The following is a 19,551-nucleotide window of genomic DNA, read 5'->3' as shown; positions in this document are numbered from 1 at the left end:
TATTTCCTAGGACTTCGGTTTCTAATCAGCAAACCCTTGCCAGTAGGGCGTTCCAGCCCCACCTTTGTCGTTAAGTCGAGGGGGTGCTGCGATCGTTTCAAATGATTTCAAGAAAATTCAAGTGTTAGCATTTGGCAATAAAGTCCATGACTCCATTCGCGCCGGCAGTCCAACGGGATTTGCTGTCTGCACGATATTGAACTTACGAGTATCAGGTAAATAAAGATGACCAGCATCCATGACCAAGCGATGAACTATGTCTATCAACAAGTGCTGCAGCGATTGCTGGGTTTTTTCTCCCGTGCCGAACGCACTGCATTGCAATTGTTGATTCAGCGCCTGGCAGTAGCGGCCGGGGGCATGGAGCACATTGGCGATTACAAGGTGTTGGCGATCCAGTCCGGGGCCCGAGACAACTGCTACACCCTGGCTTTGTTGCGTGCTGCACAGTTGACCATCGCCACGCGGACGCCGGCGACATTCCAGTTGCGCATCGCCTCGTTACGGTTGAACGGCACAAGCGGCGCGGCCGTGGAAAACATGCACCGGACCAACAGCGCATTGTTTGTCTATGACGATCCTCGGGTCGAGGTACTGATGGTCGATGATCGGGAAGTCTTGCCGTTCAACCACCTGGCGCCGATCTCCGACGCCGGCCGCGAGTCCAGCCGCCTGAACCTGCTGCTGATCGGCCATCGCCGGGAGTGGCGCGGCGGGTTCGACCTTTGGGATGACGGTTATCTGGCCACGGGAGAGTTCTACGGACAAATCGCTCGCTGGGACGGCGGTGTCGACGCCTTGCTCATCAGTGACACGCCGCGTCAGCAAAAGCAGTTCATCGACGGCTTGAGGCGCGCCGCCACCAAGGCAGGGCTCAAGCCTTCGCCTGCGGGCGAGCCGGGTTATGCGGGGTTGTTTGCATTGCTCGATGAACTGGGCAGCGACTGTTATCACGGGTTCTACGCCGATTACGGCCAGGCCCGGTGGCGTCCGCAAGAGCGCTTCGAAACCTGCCGTCGTACGGCCTGCATCGACATTCACGACCTGCTGGTCAGCAACCTGGAAGAGCGTTGGCCATTGTTGACTGAATTTCTCGGGTTCCAGCCTGACGAACTGTCCGCGCAGATCAGCGACAACGAATTCGTCAGCCCGTCGATCACGGCGCACGTCCGAGGGTTGCATGCGTGCTTCGTACAGAATCGCAATTACGAATCCGGTGTTGCGCAATACCTGCAACGGGCCTTGGTGATGATGCGCCGCAAGCACTTGCCCGAGCGATTGTGCGAGCAGGCCATCGAGGTCTTCGGCAATCCGGCGACACTGGTCGAACTGCGCGCCCGAGCGGCGGCCGAGGCACAAAAGAACCTGGGCCTGAGCGAAGCACAACTGGTGTGCCTGCTGTTTGCGCCCTTTACCGAAAAAGGTGCGGGGCTCGAGCGTTTTCTGCGTCAGTGCCATCCGGGCATGCTGGTGGCCATGCCTGAGTTGCACAAGGCCATGCAGGGGCATCCGGTCGCCGAACAGATCATGCAATGGATGATTGATGTCAGCGGATTGCCCGTCAGCCTGATTGGCCGGCTTTACCGCATGGAGTGGACGCCCGCAGACGCTGGCGGGGCGGCTGAAGCAATCATCCCGAGGGCCGTGTCGCAAAATGCGCTGGACGATCCTGATGCTGACAGCACGTTGGTGGATGAATGGTCAGCGGGTCACTGAACGTGGGCGGATTTTCAGTCAATGCAAATGGCCTTCGGCGATGAAAGGTCCACGAGAAACGGATTTCGCCTATCAAGCGGTTTATCGATACCTGGTCAGCCTGATCAACGAGTCTGAAGGGGATTCGCGCATCCGCCTGCCGTCGCTGCGGCACCTGGCTGAGCGTCTGAATGTGTCGATCTCGACCATTCAGTACGCCTATTCGCTGCTGGAGAAAGAAGGGCGGGTGTATTCGGTGGCCAAGTCCGGTTACTACGCATTGCCAGTGTCCGCAATCAACCTGCAGGACAGCGGCAGCGACCTGCTGGAAGCGGTCTACGTCAATGCCAGGCGCCCGGGGATGCTGGTCATGAGCGCCGATGAACCGGCGTTATTGCAGCCACTGGACAGCCCGTTGTTGCTGCTGGAGCGGGAGTTGCTGCGCCAGTATCCCCGCCAGCCGCAGTCGCCTTCGCAACCCTGCGGCGAACTCGAACTGCGTGCCGCCCTGGCAGCACGCTACACCACGTCTCCCATGCGTTACTGGCACGCCGATGATGTCTACATCGGCGCCGACCTGCGCGGTGTACTGGAAATCCTGATCGCCGTGCTGGGATTGAAAGACGCTACGGTGGTGGTCGAATCGCCGTGCGACTGGACGATCCTGCGTTTGTTTCAAGCCGCCTGCGTGCGGGTGATCGAGTTGCCCGTGCAAGCCGATGCCTGTCTGGATCCGGAACGTCTTGAAATGCTGCTCGATACCGAACCGGTAAGGCTGGTGATGCTGTCATCGGCTCTGAACATGCCCCGTGGCAGCCTGGCGCCTGACCACAACAGGCAGGCCATTGCCCGGCTGTTGGCCGCGCATGACAGTTGGGTGCTGGAAAACGACTGTTATGGCGAACTCGGATTCGACCTGGGCACCCTGCGCTTTCGAGACTTGCTGGACCCTGAACGGTTGATGGTGTTTTCCACGTTCGAGAAAGTCATCGGACCTGAAGCGCCCTACGGTTTTCTGCTTTCAAGGCATTTGAGCGCCGAGTTGCAACGGCACTTTCTGCTGCGGTCCTTCCGACTCTCGCCGATACGCCAGAAAGCCATTGCCCGTTTGTATAGCAGCGGTCGCATTGACCAACACCTGCTGGTGCTGCGGCGGCTGCTCAATGACCGCAAGAATCAAATGACCCTGTTGTTACAGGAGCGATTGGGTGATGCCTTGCATTTCGTCGAGCCGCACGGTGGTGCAACGATCTGGATGCGCTCGTTGCGTCGGGTCAATGTCCGTCGTGTGTTCCAGCGCCTGCTGGCGCATCAGGTGGTCATCGCACCAGGGGAGTTGTTCAGCCTCCACGGTCTGCACGGACAGCATCTGCGCCTGAGCCATACCTTCGGTGGCGATCACAATCTGGCGGCCGCGCTGGGATTGCTGGGAGATGCGCTGCGCCTGGAATCAATCGAGTGAGTGAGACAAAAAATAACAACCTCCACTGTGCGGATCGATCCCATCGCCTTGCGGTCAAACTGCCAGTAAACTGCGACCCAATTCCTGAACCACTCTATTCCAGAGGTTTTGCATGACACTCAGTCCTTTTGCGGGTAAACCGGCACCGGCACAATTGTTGGTCGACATCCCGCGACTGGTAACGGCCTATTACACCGGCCAGCCTGATGCCGCGATTTCCACCCAGCGCGTTGCCTTCGGCACGTCGGGGCACCGTGGCAGCTCGTTCGACTTGAGTTTCAATGAATGGCACGTGCTGGCGATCAGCCAGGCGATCTGCCTGTATCGCGAAGCTCAAGGCATCGATGGCCCGCTGTTTGTCGGTATCGACACCCACGCGCTGTCCACGCCGGCCGGCGCCAGTGCCCTCGAGGTACTTGCAGCCAACGGCGTGACCGTGATGATCGCCGAAGGTGACGAGTACACGCCGACACCGGCCATTTCCCATGCGATTCTCTGCTACAACCGTGGACGCACCACTGGCCTGGCGGACGGCATTGTCATCACGCCGTCCCACAACCCGCCGCAAAGCGGTGGCTACAAGTACAACCCAACCAACGGTGGCCCGGCCGATACCCACATCACCAAGTGGATCGAAGCCAAGGCCAACGAATTGCTGGCCAACAAGCTCGCTGGCGTCAAGCGCATCAGCTACGAGCAGGCACTGAAGGCCAGCACTACCCATCGTCACGATTACCTCAACACCTATGTCGCCGACCTGATCAACGTGATCGACTTCGACGCGATCCGCGATGCCAAGCTGCGCCTGGGTGTCGATCCACTGGGTGGAGCAGGGGTGCGCTACTGGTCGGCGATTGCCGAGCATTACCGCCTGGACCTGGACGTGGTGAACAAAGAGGTCGACCCGACCTTCCGCTTCATGACCGTCGACTGGGACGGCCAGATCCGCATGGACCCATCGTCCAGCCACGCCATGCAAGGCCTGATCGGCCTGAAAGAGCGCTTCGACGTGGCGTTTGCCTGCGATCCGGACCACGACCGCCATGGCATCGTCACGCCGTCCGGTGGCTTGCTGGCACCGAACAACTACCTCGCCGTTGCCATCGACTACCTGTTCCGGAATCGTCCGCAATGGCGCGCCGATGCCGCCGTGGGTAAAACCGTGGTCAGTAGCGGCTTGATCGATCGCGTGGCCAAACGCCTGGATCGTCGCCTGTACGAAGTGCCGGTGGGTTTCAAATGGTTTGCCGACGGCCTGTTCGATGGCTCCCTGGGTTTCGGCGGCGAAGAAAGCGCCGGTGCCTCGTTCCTGCGCAAGGACGGCGGTGTCTGGAGCACCGACAAGGACGGTTTGATTCCGGCCCTGCTGGCCGCCGAGATGACGGCCCGGACTGGTCGCGACCCGAGTCAGGCGTATCGCGCCTTGACCGATGAACTGGGTGAGCCGTTCTCGGTACGGGTCGACGCCAAGGCCAATCCGGAGCAGAAAGCGCTGCTGAGCAAGCTGTCGCCGCAACAGGTCACCTCGACTCAACTGGCCGGTGAGCCGATCCAGAGCATCCTCAGCCACGCACCGGGCAATGACCAGGCCATTGGCGGTCTCAAGGTCATGACCGAGAACGGCTGGTTTGCGGCGCGTCCGTCGGGCACGGAAGACATCTACAAGATCTACGCCGAAAGCTTTGTCAGCGACGACCACCTCAAGCAACTGGTGGCCGAGGCGCAAACGCTGGTGGATGGTGCCATTTCCGGAAAGTGATCGCTGGCACTGTGGCGAGGGGGCTTGCCCCCGTTGGGTTGCGAAGCGACCCTAAAACCGGCAACCGCGGTTTTTCTGAAGCACCGCATAGACTGGATTCACGACTGCTTTGCAGCCGAACGGGGGCAAGCCCCCTCGCCACAAGGAATTTCGCTGCATCGAAAAAAGGGGTGACCAATACGGTCACCCTTTTTTTGGATTGCGCTCAGCGAATCAAGCCAGATCCACCAGAACAATCTCGCTGTCCTCGATGGCCGTCACCCGCAGCACCTGCTCATCGGCAACGGCTACGCCGTCTCGAGCTTGTGCACGTAAGCCATTGACCTCAATGACACCCGTGGCCGGTACCAGGTAGGCGCGACGACCGTTGTCCAGGTGATACTCGGCGGATTCGCCGGCCTTGAGGTTCGCGGCTACCAGCCGGGCATCGGCGCGGATGCGCAGGCTCTGATCGTCGCCTTCCTTGCCGCTGGCCAGGGTGACAAAACCTTCGCGGTTACCTTTCGGGAACGGCTTGGCGCCCCAGGACGGCGCCAGGCCGGACTCGTTCGGGATGATCCAGATCTGGAAAATCCTGGTCGGCGTCGCTTCCAGGTTGTACTCGCTGTGGGCGATCCCGGTACCGGCGCTCATGACCTGGACGTCACCCGCTTCGGTGCGTCCCTTGTTGCCAAGGTTGTCCTGGTGAGTAATGGCGCCTTCGCGGACATAGGTGATGATTTCCATGTCGCGGTGCGGGTGTTGCGGGAAACCGGTGCCGGGCGCGATCACGTCGTCATTCCAGACCCGCAGGTTGCCCCAGTTCATACGCTTGGGATCGTAGTATTCGGCGAACGAAAAATGATGGTGGGCATCCAACCAGCCGTGGTGAGCACCGCCGAGCGAGTTGAAAGGTCTGAGTTCAAGCATGATCGTCTCCAGAAAAGGTTCGTCATGGGGCCAGGTGCCTGAGCCACGAAGCGAGACCGGTGGGTGATGACGGCCATCATCCAACAGGCAACAATCGATAAAAAGCGTAAAAAATGCTGCATTCCCATCGAATGGATTGATATATAACGAACTTGAAAGTTTCTCATCCAACCTTCACTTCATCGCATAAGCCAATGAGTCATAAGCAATTGACTAGAACTCAACGGCAAATGCAGACACCATAGCGCTCAACAGCCTCACACCCTGGAGTCAGTCCGCGTGCCGCAACACACCCCCGATCTCCCTCCCGAACTTCGCCCCCTGGCCGAGATGCCGCTGATCAAGCGATTGCTTGCCCGATTCTTCGGCTACAGCCTGACCCGCCTGCACGCACAACATCGGGCGTCGTGGTTGCATGGCCAGGCTGACGGTTTTCGCAGTGGTCACAGCGCCGGGGTCGATTACGGCTACAGGGAAGGCAAGCTCGAGGGGCTGGAAGAGGGCCGGCAGGTCCTGCTGATCCGCGACTCGCGCTGCACTGAGCACCGACCACCGAATGTCGATGATCTGTTGTTCGACGATTGGCGCCTGCCATTGAGCGCCGAGTTGAAAAAGCGCATGAAGGCTGACGTCGCCCGGTTGTTGCCAGCCCATGCCCAACCCAGCGCCGCCCAGTGGAAAATGATCTTCAGCGACACCCCGTCCACCTCGGTGATCGCGGGCGCCGGTGCAGGCAAATCGACCACGCTGGTGCTGCGTATCCTGCTTCTGACCCATTACCTGGGCTTCGAGTTGAGTTCGATGACGGTGGTGACCTTCACCCGCGAGTCGCGCAAGGACTTCATCAACAAGCTGATCGAACTGTTTGCGCTCTGGGGACGTGCGATCAGTTTCAAGGAGGCGCGGGATCTGGTGCGCACCTTCCACTCTCGGATCCTGCCAATGGTGCGCAGTCTTCCGGGTTTCGAGCGTTTGCAGGCTTTCGAGAACCTCAGCCTGCGGGCTGCACAGGGGGACGAGGAGGTCGACAGCAATCCGTTCGATCTGCGCATCAACGACGCCCAACGCCAACAGCTCAACGCCTGCTATCACCGTCTGCACCGTGACGATGAGCGTTTTCGCGAGTTGATCAAGCCATTGTCCCGGCATGCGCTGCAACTCAAGGAGCTGGAGCGCGATCACCCGGATGTGCAAAAACGCATGGGCGTTACCGAACTGGCGGCCAAACGCGACGAGGAGCTGTGCGACGCCATCGAGGACCTGTGGTTTCGCGCCGGTGCCTGGCCCATCAAGGGCATCGAACCGAATCGCCAGTCGTTCGATATCAACGGTTCGACATTCCATTGTCACGGCTACATCCCGTCCCTGGATGCCTGGGTGGTGCTGGGGTTCGATCCTCGGGAGAACCCGCAGGTCACGCGACCAAATGCCAAGCTGACGGTGCGCGCAGAGTGGGCAGTAAAGCGCACCCTGTTTCAAGCTTTCTGTCGTAAGCCATTGATATGGCTAGATAGTTACGAGTCATCAAGACGTGTTCTGGCCTCGCTCGCCGGTGATGCCAGCGCCGGGCCGGGTTTCGATTACAAGGTCAAGGGCGAGCTCGCTTCAGCGCCACTGCTCGATTGTTTTGTCGCCGCCGCCGGGTTCATCGAAAACCTCGGGCTGGACGTGCCGGGCGCCGTGGCCCGGATGAGTTTCGCCAAGGACGATCCCGACCGGTTCTTCTTCGAAGCCTTGAGTCTGTACTGGCGGGCGCTGGAAGATCATTTGCTGGATCAGAAGCCGCCGATCATGACCTACAACCGAATGTTCGCCCTGTTCAGCGAACATTCGCCGGAGAATCTCAAACTGCTCGGCGATGAGCTGCTGCGGCCGCTGTCACACCTGATGATCGACGAATTCCAGGATGTCTCGCCGCAGATCGTCTCCTGGATCAGGGCCAGCCTGGCAGAGATCCGCAGTCGCGGACCGGCCATGCACGTCGGGCGCGCAGCCCAGCGTTCCTCGTTGCTCTGTGTGGGAGATGACTGGCAGTCCATCTATGGGTGGCGCGGCAGTTCGCCGACCTACTTCATGGATTTCAACAAGGAGTTCCCGTCGCCGAGCACCACCAAGGTCATGCTCAGCGACAACTACCGCAGCCACCAGCATATCATCGATGCCGCCGAGCACATCGTGCGCGCAGCACCGGCGATTGCCGGGAAGAAAGCCAAGGCCAGCGGTGAACCCAAGGCATTGCTGCCGGTGAACGTCCTTGATCGAGATGACCAGGGCATGGCCCAACGCCTGATGGAGCATTATCGAAAGGGCGATTCGATCTTGATGCTTTATCGAAAAAGCAGCGATAAGTTATTGATAGAAGAGCATATTCAATCAGTACTTAATGTTGATTCCAGCTTGCCGTATGAGGCTCGCAGGCTCAAGCAGTTGACGTATCACAGCGCCAAGGGCCTCCAGGCCGATGCGGTGTTTTTGCTGGGCGACTGCCAGCACCTGACCAGTTCACCTTTCAAGAATCAGGTTTACCGGATGGCGGGCCTGGGCAAGGCCGGCGACAGCGAGCCCTATGACAATGCCCAGAAGGACGAGATCCTGCGGCTGGCCTACGTGGGTATTACCCGCGCTGTCAGCCATTGCTACTGGTACGTCGACGCACAAGACACCCAGGCCGCGAACATGCCCAAGGCCTCCGACCGGATCGGCAAGGGCAAAGCGTTTTTTGTCGACCATCGTAAAAGCCAAATCACCGCCTGACTTCTGTAGGTGTAGGAGCGAGCTTGCTCGCGATGGATTCAAGAGCGCCGTGGTTAGCCAGTAAATACGCGTTATCGTTAACGACCATCGCGAGCAAGCTCGCTCCTACAAGCAACTGAGCCTTCAGGCGTAACTCTTGAAGGCCTCCGGTGGGATGAAGGCTTCAAGCTCGTCCTCCACCGCTTCGATTATTCGTTCTACATCCGCGGCATTCATGACGGTGGCGCACGGAATACCGGCAATGGCGATCATGGTCTCGCCAGTGGCACGATCAAAAAGACGGGCAATCATGCTGCCCGGCGCGTCCATGCTCGCCTCGAAACCCATGGGATGAAAATGCCAGCGCATCAGCTGGCAGGCGTTTGGAAACGTAACCTTACTGAACCCTTTATTCATGTGTTGCCCGCCTTCATTATCGAGCGCGTCCGTTAGCTCATGGTAGGAGGGAAGAACCTTCATTGGTTCAACCAGTGACAGTTTTTAAAAGTAGCATCCGGATGTGAAAACAATGTGGAGTTTTCAGGTCGTTTGGCGATTGCCGGCGCTTTTTTTGATTCAGGTCACGCTTATCGGCCATTTGCGGGCACAAGCCATCATCGGTTTAGTCGTTGAAGACAAAACGGAAGTTGGGCAAGCTCGGCCTTTTCCCGTCGAGATGTTCAATGCACGCCGATGATGATGGCCCGCTGCAAACCCAGGCCACGGGTGAGACGGTCATGCGCTATCACTTGCGCTGGAAGCACCGGGATCTGGATGGCGTCATGGCGCTTTATCACCCTGAAGTCCAGTACAACGACTTTTTCCAGAACCGGGTCATGGGCCTGGCCGAATTGCGCGAATATGTGCGCAGCAGCATGCCCCGGGATCCGGATGAAGCGCTGGAGCACTCCGACCGCATTCGACTGGACGGCAACACTGCGTTCATTCAGTACCGCATCACCTTGCGCGGTGGTGAAGGTTTGGTGTCGTTCCGCGCCAGCGAAGCGATCACCGTCAAGGACGGGCTGATCTGGCGGGTCAATGAATATGCTTCATTGGTGCACGAACAACCCGGCAGCAAAACGTCCGGCAACCAGCGCCCGGCGGTCAGCCGGCTCGGTCTGTCGCCTCGCCAACTGAGCTTCATGGCCGATGACCTACAGCAGTATTTCCAGCGCCAACAGCCTTATCTGGACCCGGAGCTCGATCTGCAACGAGTGGCGAAGGAGTGTGGCTACAGCCGCAACCAGATTTCCTACCTGTTGAATCAGGTGCTGGGCCAGAGCTTCTACCGCTACGTCAACCAGGCGCGCCTGCAACATTTGCTTGCGGCGCTGGATGCCGCCATGCCGCCAGTGCGCATCGACGAACTGGCCTTCGCCGCCGGATTCAATTCGCTGTCGGCGTTCTACAGCTGTTTCCGCCAGCACACCGGCCAGTCCCCCAAGGCCTACGTCAAACAAATTTCTTTGCGTGCACGCGCGCAAGACAACGCCTGAGCCCACGCACTAGGATCGACGCCATCGAAGTTTGAGTGGCGGAGTCTTGCATGCCGGCGTGGCGCACTATCAGTTTGTGGATGGACCAGCTCGACGAGCCGCTATTGGCACGTCCGGCGCTGGAGCGGGACCTGGATGTCGACGTGGCGATCATCGGCGCGGGTTATACCGGACTCTGGACCGCGTACTACCTCAAGCGGCACAAACCTGACCTGAACATCGCCATCGTCGAAGCGCAAACCGCCGGTTTCGGCGCGTCGGGGCGCAATGGTGGCTGGCTGATGGGCAATTTGCTGGGAGAAGACCGCCTGCTGGCCAAACTGTCGGCCGAAGCGCGCCGCGCCTCCTACGATTTGTTGCACAGCATTCCGGATGAAGTGGAGATTGTCCTCGAACGTGAGGGAATCGACTGCGATTACCGCAAAGGCGGGGTGCTGTATTGCGCCGCACGCTATCCGGAGCAGGAGGCCAGCTTGCGTCGCTACCTGGACGATCTCCACCGCCAGGGCCTCAACGACATCCACTATCGCTGGCTGACCCCGGAACAACTGGCGCAACAGATCCGCGTCGCCAAACCCTACGGCGGTATCTACGCGCCGCACGTGGCGACCATTCACCCGGCCAGGCTGGTACGGGGGCTGGCCCGGGCGGTGGAGCGCCTGGGCGTCAGAATCTACGAAAACAGCCCGGTCACCCATTGGCAGTCCGGCAGTCTGCGCACGGCCAAAGCTTCGGTGCGCAGTCGCTGGGTGGTGCCGGCGGTAGAAGGCTACTCCGTGACGCTGCCGCCATTGGGGCGTTATCAGTTGCCGGTGCAGAGCCTGATCGTCGCGACCGAGCCCTTGTCGGCGGCCATCTGGGACGAAATCGGCCTGAGTCACGGCCAGGCATTCAGCGAGGCCAGTCGCCAGGTCACCTACGGTCAACGCACCGCTGACAACCGATTGATCTTTGGCGCCCGTGGCGGGTACCAGTTCGCTGGCAAGCTGCGCCACGACTTCGACCTGAGCGCTGACGAAATACACCTGCGGCGTTATCTGTTCGGCGAACTGTTCCCGCAGTTGAAGAACGTGCAGATCACCCATTCCTGGGGCGGCAACCTGGGCATGTCCCGGCATTTCCAGCCACACATGCTTTGCGACCGGGCCAACGGCATTGCCCTGTCGGGCGGTTATGGCGGGGAGGGCGTTGGCGCCAGCAACCTGGGAGGCCGCACGCTGGCCGACCTGATACTGGGGCGCGACACCGATCTGGTACGCCAACCGTGGGTCATCCCCCAGCGCGGCCTCGACGCACTGCGGGCCTGGGAGCCGGAGCCGATCCGCTGGCTCGGCTACAACGCGATCATCCGCAGCTTTGTCCACGAGGACCAGACCCTGGCCAACCCGGCCACAGCGCCCTGGCGGCGCAGGCTGGCCAGCGGGGTGGCCGGTTTCATGGAAGCTTTCATGCACTAAACAGCGTCTCTACATCGACAGGTATCCCCATGAGCATCACGCAATTCAAGAACACCGCAACCCTGAAACTGGACGAGTCCAATCCGGTCGTCGTACCCCTGGGAACTCCCGTGGCCGTGGCTTCGACCACCAGCGTCGAACGCGACGACGGCGTCGAGACCGGTGTCTGGGAATGTACCCCCGGGCGCTGGCGGCGGCAGATCGTCGCCCAGGAATTCTGTCACTTCATACAGGGCCGTTGCACCTTCACGCCCGACGGCGGCGAACCGCTGCACATCGAGGCCGGCGACGCGCTGATGCTGCCAGCCAATAGCCTCGGTATCTGGGACATCCAGGAAACCGTGCGCAAGACCTACGTTTTGATTTTTTGAATGCTTTTGAAATTTGAAAGCTGATCTTTTGATTGCCTGCCAATAACAACAACCTCTACAGGAATCGACTCATGATCCGAAAGACCCTGACTCTGGCTCCGCTGATGCTGGTTGCATCCATCAGCCAGGCCGCCGAAACCGTCAAAATCTATAACTGGTCGGATTACATCGCGCCAGACACCACGAAAAACTTCCAGAAAGAAACCGGCATCGGCTTCACCTACGACGTCTACGACAGCAACGAAACCCTCGATGGCAAGCTGATGACCGGAAAATCCGGTTACGACGTGGTGTTTCCGTCCAACCACTTCATGGCCCGGCAGATTGAAGGCGGCGCACTGAAGAAGCTCGACAAGAGTCAGTTGCCGAACTGGAAAAACCTCAACCCGGTATTGCTCAAGGCATTGCAGACCAACGACCCGGGCAACGAGCACGGCTTCCCTTACCTGTGGGGCAGCACCGGCATCGGCTACAACATTGCCAAGGTCAAGGCGGTGCTGGGCGACAACGCCCCGGTGGATTCCTGGGACCTGATCTTCAAGCCCGAGAACATGCAGAAGTTGCACAAGTGCGGCGTGGCCATCCTCGACAACGGCCCCGAACTGCTGCCGGCCGCGTTGAACTACCTCGGTTTGCCGCATCACAGCAAGAACCCGGAAGACTACAAAAAGGCCGAAGCCCTGCTGATGAAGGTGCGGCCGTATGTCAGCTATTTCCACTCGTCCAAGTACACCAGTGATCTGGCCAATGGCGACATCTGCGTCGCGGTCGGTTTCTCCGGCGACATCCTGCAAGCGGAAAACCGCGCCAGGGAAGCCAACAATGGCATCAACATCGGCTACTCGATTCCCAAGGAAGGCGCAGCGATCTGGTTCGATATGGTCGCGATGCCGGTCGACGCCCCGGACGACAAGGCCGGCTACGCCTTCATGGACTACCTGCTGCGCCCGGACGTCATGGCCAGCGTCAGCAACTACGTGCATTACGCCAATGGCAACGAGCAGGCCGACAGCCTGATCGACCCTGCGATCAAGAACGACACCAAGGTTTACCCAAGTCCTGAAATGATGGGCAAGCTGTTTGCGCTGGAAGCCATGCCACTGAACATCGACCGGGTGCGTACCCGGGTCTGGAACAAGATCCGCACCGGCAGCTGACAAGCTGCATCAGGCCACCGGGAAAGGATGTCCCGATGCGCCATCAGCCAACTGGCTCGAGCGTACAACGCATTTGCCCCGAGCCCGGGATCTGTAACAGGGCCTCGTCACCGGTTTGCCAAAAGCCGTAGCTACCCCGCAAATCCTTGCCGTTGTATTGGCTTGCATAATCGTTCGGTACCTGGATAAGGGTGGCAGAGGTATTCGCCCATTTCAGGTACACCACACGCGGCTCGACATTGAAGAAAGTAGCGGCAATCAACGCGTTCAATCCTGCGCAACGAAAGGCTACGGGGCCATCGGTGAGCCTGCTTGGATCCTTGGTCCTCGCAATGGCCGAACCCTGGCGAAGCTGGTGTGCGCGTTCGGCATAACTGCGGATCGTGCAGGCCTTGGGCTCTGCCTTGGTGGCACATTGATTTCGCGCGTCGACCCAGAAGCGCTGTTCGATCTCGACCTTGTCGGGGCGCGGTACCGAATGATCGTCCGTGAGCGCCAGGCGATAAAGGCGTGTCAGTTCAATCTCCATCCGCTTCAGCTGTGGGTCGCGACAGATCAGCTTCTCGACGGATGCGCTGGCCCTGGCGCAGTCGAAGCTGGTTGCCAGGACCGTAGTCGTCCCGGCATTCGCACAAATGCTCATTACCGCACACGCGCTGGCGGCGATGAGAGCGGCCAAAAGAGGCGTGACCATTTTCATGTCGGCTTCACCCGGATCATTTCGTGAGGCCCGTGGTGTAAGGCAATCCATCGAACCCTTGCACCGTCATTCGTTCATGGGCTGTATCGCAGTTTAAGGCAGTGTGCAAAACCTGCCACACCGGGGAGGGTTCCAGTGGGGCGACAACGCCGGTTGTGCAGCCTTTGCGGAGCTGAAATGGTTATTGCCTGATGGTCATTCGTTGCCTGCTCGCGAAGAGCGATAACCCGGTATTCAGAGGTGATCACTTCATTGAAATGTTTAACAGATTAAACATAAATAGTCGGACGATTCGAGTGCCCGGAAATTTACCTATATTTAATAATTAAATTGTCGATTGTCCGACAATAACTCCCGTCTAATATTTTTTTAACTCAATACTTTCTCAGTACGCCCACTGTTTACGGGCACATTCCTGAATGCGCAAATTTGACGTCAAAAAAGTAGTGGACGTTTGATTTCTAATTGTGTCAGTTTTCCTACGCCTTCATTGGGCGAGTGATAGGACGATCTCGCCAGGGATCGTCTTTATCTGACAAAAACTGTTCCATAGCTAAACAAGGAAGTGTGTTTATGTCGAAAGTAAAAGATCACGCTATTGATTCCGCTGAACAGGTGCTGCTGCCACTGTCAGCATTGGCGGCAAGCAGTTCTGCATTCAATCAGATCAATAGTTTCAGCCATCAGTATGATCGGGGCGGCAACCTCACGGTCAATGGCAAACCGTCGTTCTCCGTCGATCAGGCAGCCAACCAATTGCTGCGCGACGGCGCTGCTTACCAGGACAAGGATGGTAGCGGCAAAATAGAGCTGACCTATACCTTCCTGACTTCGGCATCGTCCAGCACGATGTACAAGCACGGGATTACCGGGTTCAGTCAGTTCAGCGCGCAGCAGAAAGCCCAGGCCGTGCTCGCCATGCAATCCTGGGCCGACGTGGCCAATGTTACCTTCACTGACAAGGCCAGCGGCGGCGATGGCCACATGACCTTCGGCAACTACAGCGGCGGTCAGGACGGTGCGGCTGCGTTTGCCTACCTGCCTGGTACCGGGGCCGGTTACGACGGGACTTCCTGGTACCTGATCAACAGCAGTTACACGCCCAACAAGACCCCGGACCTGAACAACTATGGCCGGCAAACCCTGACCCACGAAATCGGCCACTCCCTGGGCCTGGCCCACCCCGGCGACTACAACGCCGGCGAGGGTGCACCGACCTACAATGACGCGTCCTATGGGCAAGACACCCGCGGCTACAGCGTCATGAGCTACTGGAGTGAAAGCAATACCAGTCAGAACTTCAGCAAGGGCGGCGTCGAAGCCTACGCGTCCGGCCCGCTGATTGACGATATCGCTGCCATTCAGCAGCTCTACGGTGCCAACACCACCACTCGCACCGGCGACACTACCTACGGTTTCAACTCCAACGCCGGTCGCGACTTCCTTGGCGCGTCTTCTTCGGCGGACAAGGTGGTGTTTTCGGTCTGGGATGCAGGCGGCAAGGACACCCTGGACTTTTCCGGGTTTACCCAGAACCAGAAGATCAACCTCAATGAAACGTCGTTCTCGGACGTCGGCGGCCTGGTGGGTAACGTCTCCATCGCCAAGGGTGTCACCGTCGAGAACGCCATTGGCGGTTCTGGCAACGACTTGCTGATCGGTAACAACGTGTCCAACGAGCTCAAAGGCGGTGCCGGCAACGACATCCTTTACGGCGCTGGCGGCGCGGACAAACTGTGGGGCGGCGCAGGTTCGGACACCTTCGTGTTTGCGGCCAGCAGTGACTCCAGGCCAGGTACGGTCGACCAGATCCTCGACTTTGTCAGCGGTCTGGACAAGATCGACCTGACCGGCATCACCAACGGCGCGGGCCTGCACTTTGTCAGCGCCTTCACCGGGGCGGTGGGCGATGCGGTGCTCAGCACCTCGGGCGGCAACAGTTTGTTGTCGATCGACTTCTCGGGGCATGGCGCGGCTGATTTCCTGGTCAGTACCGTGGGCCAGGCGGCGTACTCGGACATCGTGGCTTGATGTGAGGTGAACAAGGAGGGCGGCGCCCGATGCGCTGCTCTCTTACCGTAAGCAGGGTTGCGGCCCGGAGTACAAGAACCTATGACGCACAGCGTCTTTTCCCGCAAGACAAGCGCGTGGCTACTGGCAGCGTTGATGATGTTTTTTGGAGAGGAAACCATGGCAAGCAGTCTGAAACTGGCGGATCCGTCAGAGTTGGCTGGCAATTGGCTGGCTACGCTAAGAGCCGCGCAAGACACGGACAAATCACCGCTCGTTGCTTCGAATGAATGCTTGATCGACTTTCAGCCAAATCAAACCCTGGGTGCTGGCGCGGACTGTTTCACCGCCTGGCTTGGGGAGCAGGCGATCGGCTGGTTTCCCGAACCGGACGGCATTGCAATCACCGGCAAGGAAGGCTCAAAAATCCTGTTTTTCAACCGTCAGTTCGAAGGGCTTTATCAAGGTACTTTGCAGTCGGGTCGGATCATTACCCTCAAGCGGCCGACGCGTTAGCCGCAAAAGCAGTCAAGCGCAATCCCCCGGCACTTTATCGATCACAAAACATTGTTCGTTATTTGTAAACGATAACGGGCAAACAATGTCTCGACCGTGTGCGGACAGTTAACTGGAACCTCGCCCGCGCGTGGCGATAAATATCAGCTCAGGAATAACCAATGAAGATGGCGAAGGCCCCAGCCACCGCACCATTAATAAAGGCACTGGGGGACTATAAGAGCATCTTGATCAGCGTCGGTTGTTTTACCGCCCTGATCAACATTCTGATGTTGGCGCCCTCTATCTACATGCTGCAAGTCTATGACCGGGTACTGTCTTCGCAGAATGAAACAACACTGGTCATGTTGTCGCTGATGATTGTCGGGTTCTTTGCCTTTATCGGTTTGCTGGAAGCTGTCCGCAGTTTCATCGTTATCCGTATTGGCAGTCAGTTGGAGCGACGGTTCAATCTGCGGGTCTATCGGGCGGCGTTCGAGCGCAACCTGTTCAAAGGCGAAGGCAATGCGGGACAGGCGCTGGGGGATCTGACACATATTCGCCAGTTCGTCACCGGCCCGGCGTTGTTCGCGTTTTTCGATGCGCCGTGGTTCCCGGTGTACCTGTTGGTGATTTATCTGTTCAACATCTGGCTCGGTGTTTTTGCCACGGCGGGGGCTCTGTTGCTGATTGCGCTGGCCTGGCTTAATGAGTCCATGACCAAAAAACCGCTGGGTGAAGCCGCCGCGTGTTCCCAGCGATCCAGCCAATTGGCCACCAGCCATTTGCATAACGCCGAAACCATTCAGGCCATGGGCATGCTGGGGGCGTTGCGCAATCGCTGGTTCCAGGTGCATTCACGGTTCCTCGGCCTGCAAAACCAGGCCAGCGACACGGGCGCCGTCATCAGTTCCTTGAGCAAAACCCTGCGCCTGTGCCTGCAATCGTTGGTGCTGGGCCTTGGCGCATTGCTGGTGATCAAGGGTGACATGACCGCCGGAATGATGATCGCCGGTTCGATCCTGATGGGCCGTGTGCTGAGTCCAATCGATCAGTTGATCGCCGTATGGAAGCAGTGGAGCGGCGCCAAGCTGGCTTACCGCCGTCTCGACGCCTTGCTGCAAGCCTTCCCGTCGGGCGACGAGGCCATGGCGCTGCCGGCGCCGAAGGGCCAGATCACCTTTGAGCAGGTTAGCGCGGCGCCTCCGGGGCAACGGGCGGCGACCCTGCACCTGGTCAGTTTCAGCCTCGCAGCGGGTGAGGTGATGGGCGTGCTCGGTGCTTCCGGTTCCGGTAAATCGACACTGGCACGGGTACTGGTGGGTGTCTGGCCGACGCTCGGTGGTACGGTGCGGCTCGACGGTGCGGACATCCATCGCTGGAACCGCGACGACCTCGGGCCTTACATCGGTTACCTGCCGCAGGACATCGAGTTGTTCAGCGGCAGCATCGCGCAAAACATCGCGCGTTTCCGCGAGGCCGATCCACAGAGCGTCGTGGCCGCCGCACAGCAGGCCGGGGTGCATGAACTGATCCTGCGCCTGCCGCAAGGGTACGACACCGTGCTCGGCGAAGACGGTAGTGGCCTTTCCGGCGGGCAGAAACAACGGGTGGCCCTGGCCCGTGCGCTGTACGGCCAGCCGCGCCTGGTGGTGCTGGATGAGCCGAACTCCAACCTCGACACCGTGGGTGAAGCGGCGTTGGCCAGCGCGATTGCGCAAATGAAGGCCCAGGGCACCAGCGTGATTCTGGTGACCCATCGTTCTTGCGCATTGGCCCAGGCCGACAAGTTGCTGGTGCTCAACGACGGGCGCTTGCAGGCGTTCGGTTCGAGCCAGGACGTGCTCAAGGCACTCTCGGGCGCTCAGCAAGCACAACATGAAAAAACCGCACAAGCGCCGGGCGGGTTCAGCATGAGCTGGCAGTCTCAGCCCGCGACAAGGAGTTCGGGCGTATGAGCCGCAGCCAAGTAAAGCCTCAAAACGAAGCGACGATGGAGCAGGACTACCTGGCTGGACAGCCTGAACGCGACGCGCGTTACTTCGCTCGCCTGGGCTGGATACTGGCGATTGTCGGCGCTGGCAGTTTCTTCACCTGGGCCAGCCTGGCCCCCCTCGATCAGGGCATACCGGTACAGGGCACAGTGGTGGTTTCGGGCAAGCGCAAGGCCGTGCAGTCGATGAGCAACGGCGTGGTCAGCCAGATTCTGGTGAGCGAAGGCCAGCGTGTGAAACAGGGCCAGCCGTTGTTCCGGCTCGACCAGACCCAGGTCGCCGCGGACGTGCAATCGTTGCAAGCGCAGTACCGCATGGCCTGGGCCAGCCTTGCCCGTTGGCAAAGCGAGCGGGACAACCTCAAGCAGGTGAATTTCCCCGCCGAGCTAAGCAATGATCCCGACCCGCGTCTGGCGTTGGTACTCGAAGGCCAGCGCCAGTTGTTCAGCAGTCGTCGCGATGCCTTCGCCCGCGAGCAGGCCGCGTTGCGCGCCAGCATCGAAGGCGCCGGCGCGCAACTGGCCGGCATGCGCCGTGCCCGTACCGACTTGAGCGCTCAGGCCGATTCCCTGCAACAACAGCTAAGCAATCTGACGCCACTGGCGGAAAACGGCTACATCCCGCGCAATCGGTTGATGGAGTACCAGCGGCAACTGTCGCAAGTGCAACAGCAGTTGGCCGAAAACCTCGGCGAAAGCGGTCGGGTGGAGCAGGGCATTGTCGAGTCCCGCTTGAAGTTGCAACAGCATATCGAGGAGTACCAGAAAGAAGTACGCACCCAACTGGCCGAAGCGCAGCTCAAAAGCGTGACGCTGGAGGAACAGTTGACCTCCGCCGGGTTCGATCTGCAGCACAGCGAGATCATCGCCACGGCTGACGGCATTGCGGTCAATCTGGGTGTACACACGGTAGGCGCGGTGGTGCGCCAGGGCGACAACCTGCTGGAGATCGTGCCTCAGGACACGCGCCTGGAAGTGGAAGGGCACCTGCCGGTCAACCTGATCGACAAGGTCGGTCCGCACCTGCCGGTGGATATCCTGTTCACCGCCTTCAACCAGAGCCGCACCCCGCGAGTACCAGGTGAAGTCAGCCTGGTCTCCGCCGACCAGTTGCTCGATGAGAAAACCGGCGCACCGTACTACGTGCTGCGCAGCAGCGTCAGTGACCAGGCCATGGAGAAACTCAATGGCCTGGTGATCAAGCCCGGTATGCCGGCGGAAATGTTCGTGCGTACCGGTGAGCGTTCGCTCCTCAATTATTTGTTCAAACCGCTGCTCGACCGGGCAGGCTCCGCGTTGACCGAGGAATAA

The 19,551-nt window shown here is 59.3% G+C and carries 15 protein-coding genes; 12 read left to right on the top strand and 3 right to left on the bottom strand.

Annotated elements, in window-relative coordinates; all coding sequences use genetic code 11:
* Positions 1 to 225 precede the first annotated feature (225 nt).
* The 3 genes from AC1RDQ_RS09875 (at position 226) to pgm (ending at position 4,916) form a co-directional block, all read left to right on the top strand.
* The gene (locus AC1RDQ_RS09875; protein ID WP_407515495.1) at positions 226 to 1,716 is read left to right on the top strand and encodes a hypothetical protein; all 1,491 of its coding nucleotides are present in this window, start codon (positions 226 to 228) and stop codon (positions 1,714 to 1,716) included.
* Positions 1,717 to 1,756: 40 nt separating this feature from the next.
* A complete protein-coding gene (locus AC1RDQ_RS09870) occupies positions 1,757 to 3,157 on the top strand; it encodes an aminotransferase-like domain-containing protein (RefSeq protein WP_492587158.1) in 1,401 nt (466 codons plus the stop codon).
* A 112-nt stretch (positions 3,158 to 3,269) separates the two neighbouring features.
* On the top strand, positions 3,270 to 4,916 hold the full coding sequence (gene pgm, locus AC1RDQ_RS09865) for a phosphoglucomutase (alpha-D-glucose-1,6-bisphosphate-dependent) (RefSeq protein WP_492587098.1): 1,647 nt from the start codon (positions 3,270 to 3,272) through the stop codon (positions 4,914 to 4,916).
* Positions 4,917 to 5,129: 213 nt separating this feature from the next.
* On the opposite strand, the gene AC1RDQ_RS09860 is transcribed toward pgm, so the two are convergent.
* Entirely contained in the window at positions 5,130 to 5,825 is a 696-nt protein-coding gene (locus AC1RDQ_RS09860) for a pirin family protein (protein ID WP_102670283.1), read from the bottom strand.
* Between the two features lie 279 nt (positions 5,826 to 6,104).
* On the opposite strand from AC1RDQ_RS09860, the gene AC1RDQ_RS09855 reads away from it, so the two are divergent.
* A complete protein-coding gene (locus AC1RDQ_RS09855) occupies positions 6,105 to 8,579 on the top strand; it encodes a UvrD-helicase domain-containing protein (protein ID WP_492587097.1) in 2,475 nt (824 codons plus the stop codon).
* Between the two features lie 123 nt (positions 8,580 to 8,702).
* On the opposite strand, the gene AC1RDQ_RS09850 is transcribed toward AC1RDQ_RS09855, so the two are convergent.
* Positions 8,703 to 8,975 (bottom strand): DUF1652 domain-containing protein, encoded by a 273-nt coding sequence (locus tag AC1RDQ_RS09850; protein WP_057716601.1) that lies wholly within the window; start codon positions 8,973 to 8,975, stop codon positions 8,703 to 8,705.
* Between the two features lie 266 nt (positions 8,976 to 9,241).
* Here AC1RDQ_RS09850 and AC1RDQ_RS09845 point away from each other — a divergent pair, with 266 nt between their 5' ends.
* The 4 genes from AC1RDQ_RS09845 (at position 9,242) to AC1RDQ_RS09830 (ending at position 13,042) form a co-directional block, all read left to right on the top strand.
* Positions 9,242 to 10,057 (top strand): helix-turn-helix transcriptional regulator, encoded by an 816-nt coding sequence (locus tag AC1RDQ_RS09845; RefSeq protein ID WP_492587095.1) that lies wholly within the window; start codon positions 9,242 to 9,244, stop codon positions 10,055 to 10,057.
* 50 nt (positions 10,058 to 10,107) lie between these two features.
* Entirely contained in the window at positions 10,108 to 11,514 is a 1,407-nt protein-coding gene (locus AC1RDQ_RS09840) for an NAD(P)/FAD-dependent oxidoreductase (RefSeq protein ID WP_492587093.1), read from the top strand.
* Between the two features lie 29 nt (positions 11,515 to 11,543).
* Complete coding sequence (locus tag AC1RDQ_RS09835) at positions 11,544 to 11,885, top strand: cupin domain-containing protein (protein ID WP_090455273.1); 342 nt, start codon at positions 11,544 to 11,546, stop codon at positions 11,883 to 11,885.
* A 71-nt stretch (positions 11,886 to 11,956) separates the two neighbouring features.
* Positions 11,957 to 13,042, top strand: a complete 1,086-nt coding sequence (locus AC1RDQ_RS09830; protein ID WP_492587092.1) for a polyamine ABC transporter substrate-binding protein — start codon at positions 11,957 to 11,959, stop codon at positions 13,040 to 13,042.
* A 43-nt stretch (positions 13,043 to 13,085) separates the two neighbouring features.
* Here the strand turns inward: AC1RDQ_RS09830 and AC1RDQ_RS09825 are convergent, their stop codons facing one another.
* Entirely contained in the window at positions 13,086 to 13,742 is a 657-nt protein-coding gene (locus AC1RDQ_RS09825) for a lysozyme inhibitor LprI family protein (RefSeq protein WP_057714793.1), read from the bottom strand.
* A 573-nt stretch (positions 13,743 to 14,315) separates the two neighbouring features.
* Here AC1RDQ_RS09825 and AC1RDQ_RS09820 point away from each other — a divergent pair.
* The 4 genes from AC1RDQ_RS09820 to AC1RDQ_RS09805 all read left to right on the top strand — a co-directional run bounded on the left by AC1RDQ_RS09820 (position 14,316) and on the right by AC1RDQ_RS09805 (position 19,551).
* The gene (locus AC1RDQ_RS09820) at positions 14,316 to 15,773 is read left to right on the top strand and encodes a serralysin family metalloprotease (protein WP_057714794.1); all 1,458 of its coding nucleotides are present in this window, start codon (positions 14,316 to 14,318) and stop codon (positions 15,771 to 15,773) included.
* Positions 15,774 to 15,854: 81 nt separating this feature from the next.
* Entirely contained in the window at positions 15,855 to 16,268 is a 414-nt protein-coding gene (locus AC1RDQ_RS09815) for an AprI/Inh family metalloprotease inhibitor (RefSeq protein WP_218495769.1), read from the top strand.
* A gap of 161 nt (positions 16,269 to 16,429) precedes the next feature.
* On the top strand, positions 16,430 to 18,205 hold the full coding sequence (locus AC1RDQ_RS09810) for a type I secretion system permease/ATPase (protein WP_492587090.1): 1,776 nt from the start codon (positions 16,430 to 16,432) through the stop codon (positions 18,203 to 18,205).
* A 35-nt stretch (positions 18,206 to 18,240) separates the two neighbouring features.
* On the top strand, positions 18,241 to 19,551 hold the full coding sequence (locus AC1RDQ_RS09805; RefSeq protein ID WP_373423033.1) for an HlyD family type I secretion periplasmic adaptor subunit: 1,311 nt from the start codon (positions 18,241 to 18,243) through the stop codon (positions 19,549 to 19,551).

Source organism: Pseudomonas sp. GW823-FHT02E01, assembly GCF_058797535.1.
The sequence above is the reverse complement of the archived record's forward strand: the minus strand, read 5'-3'. Positions and strand labels throughout refer to the sequence as shown.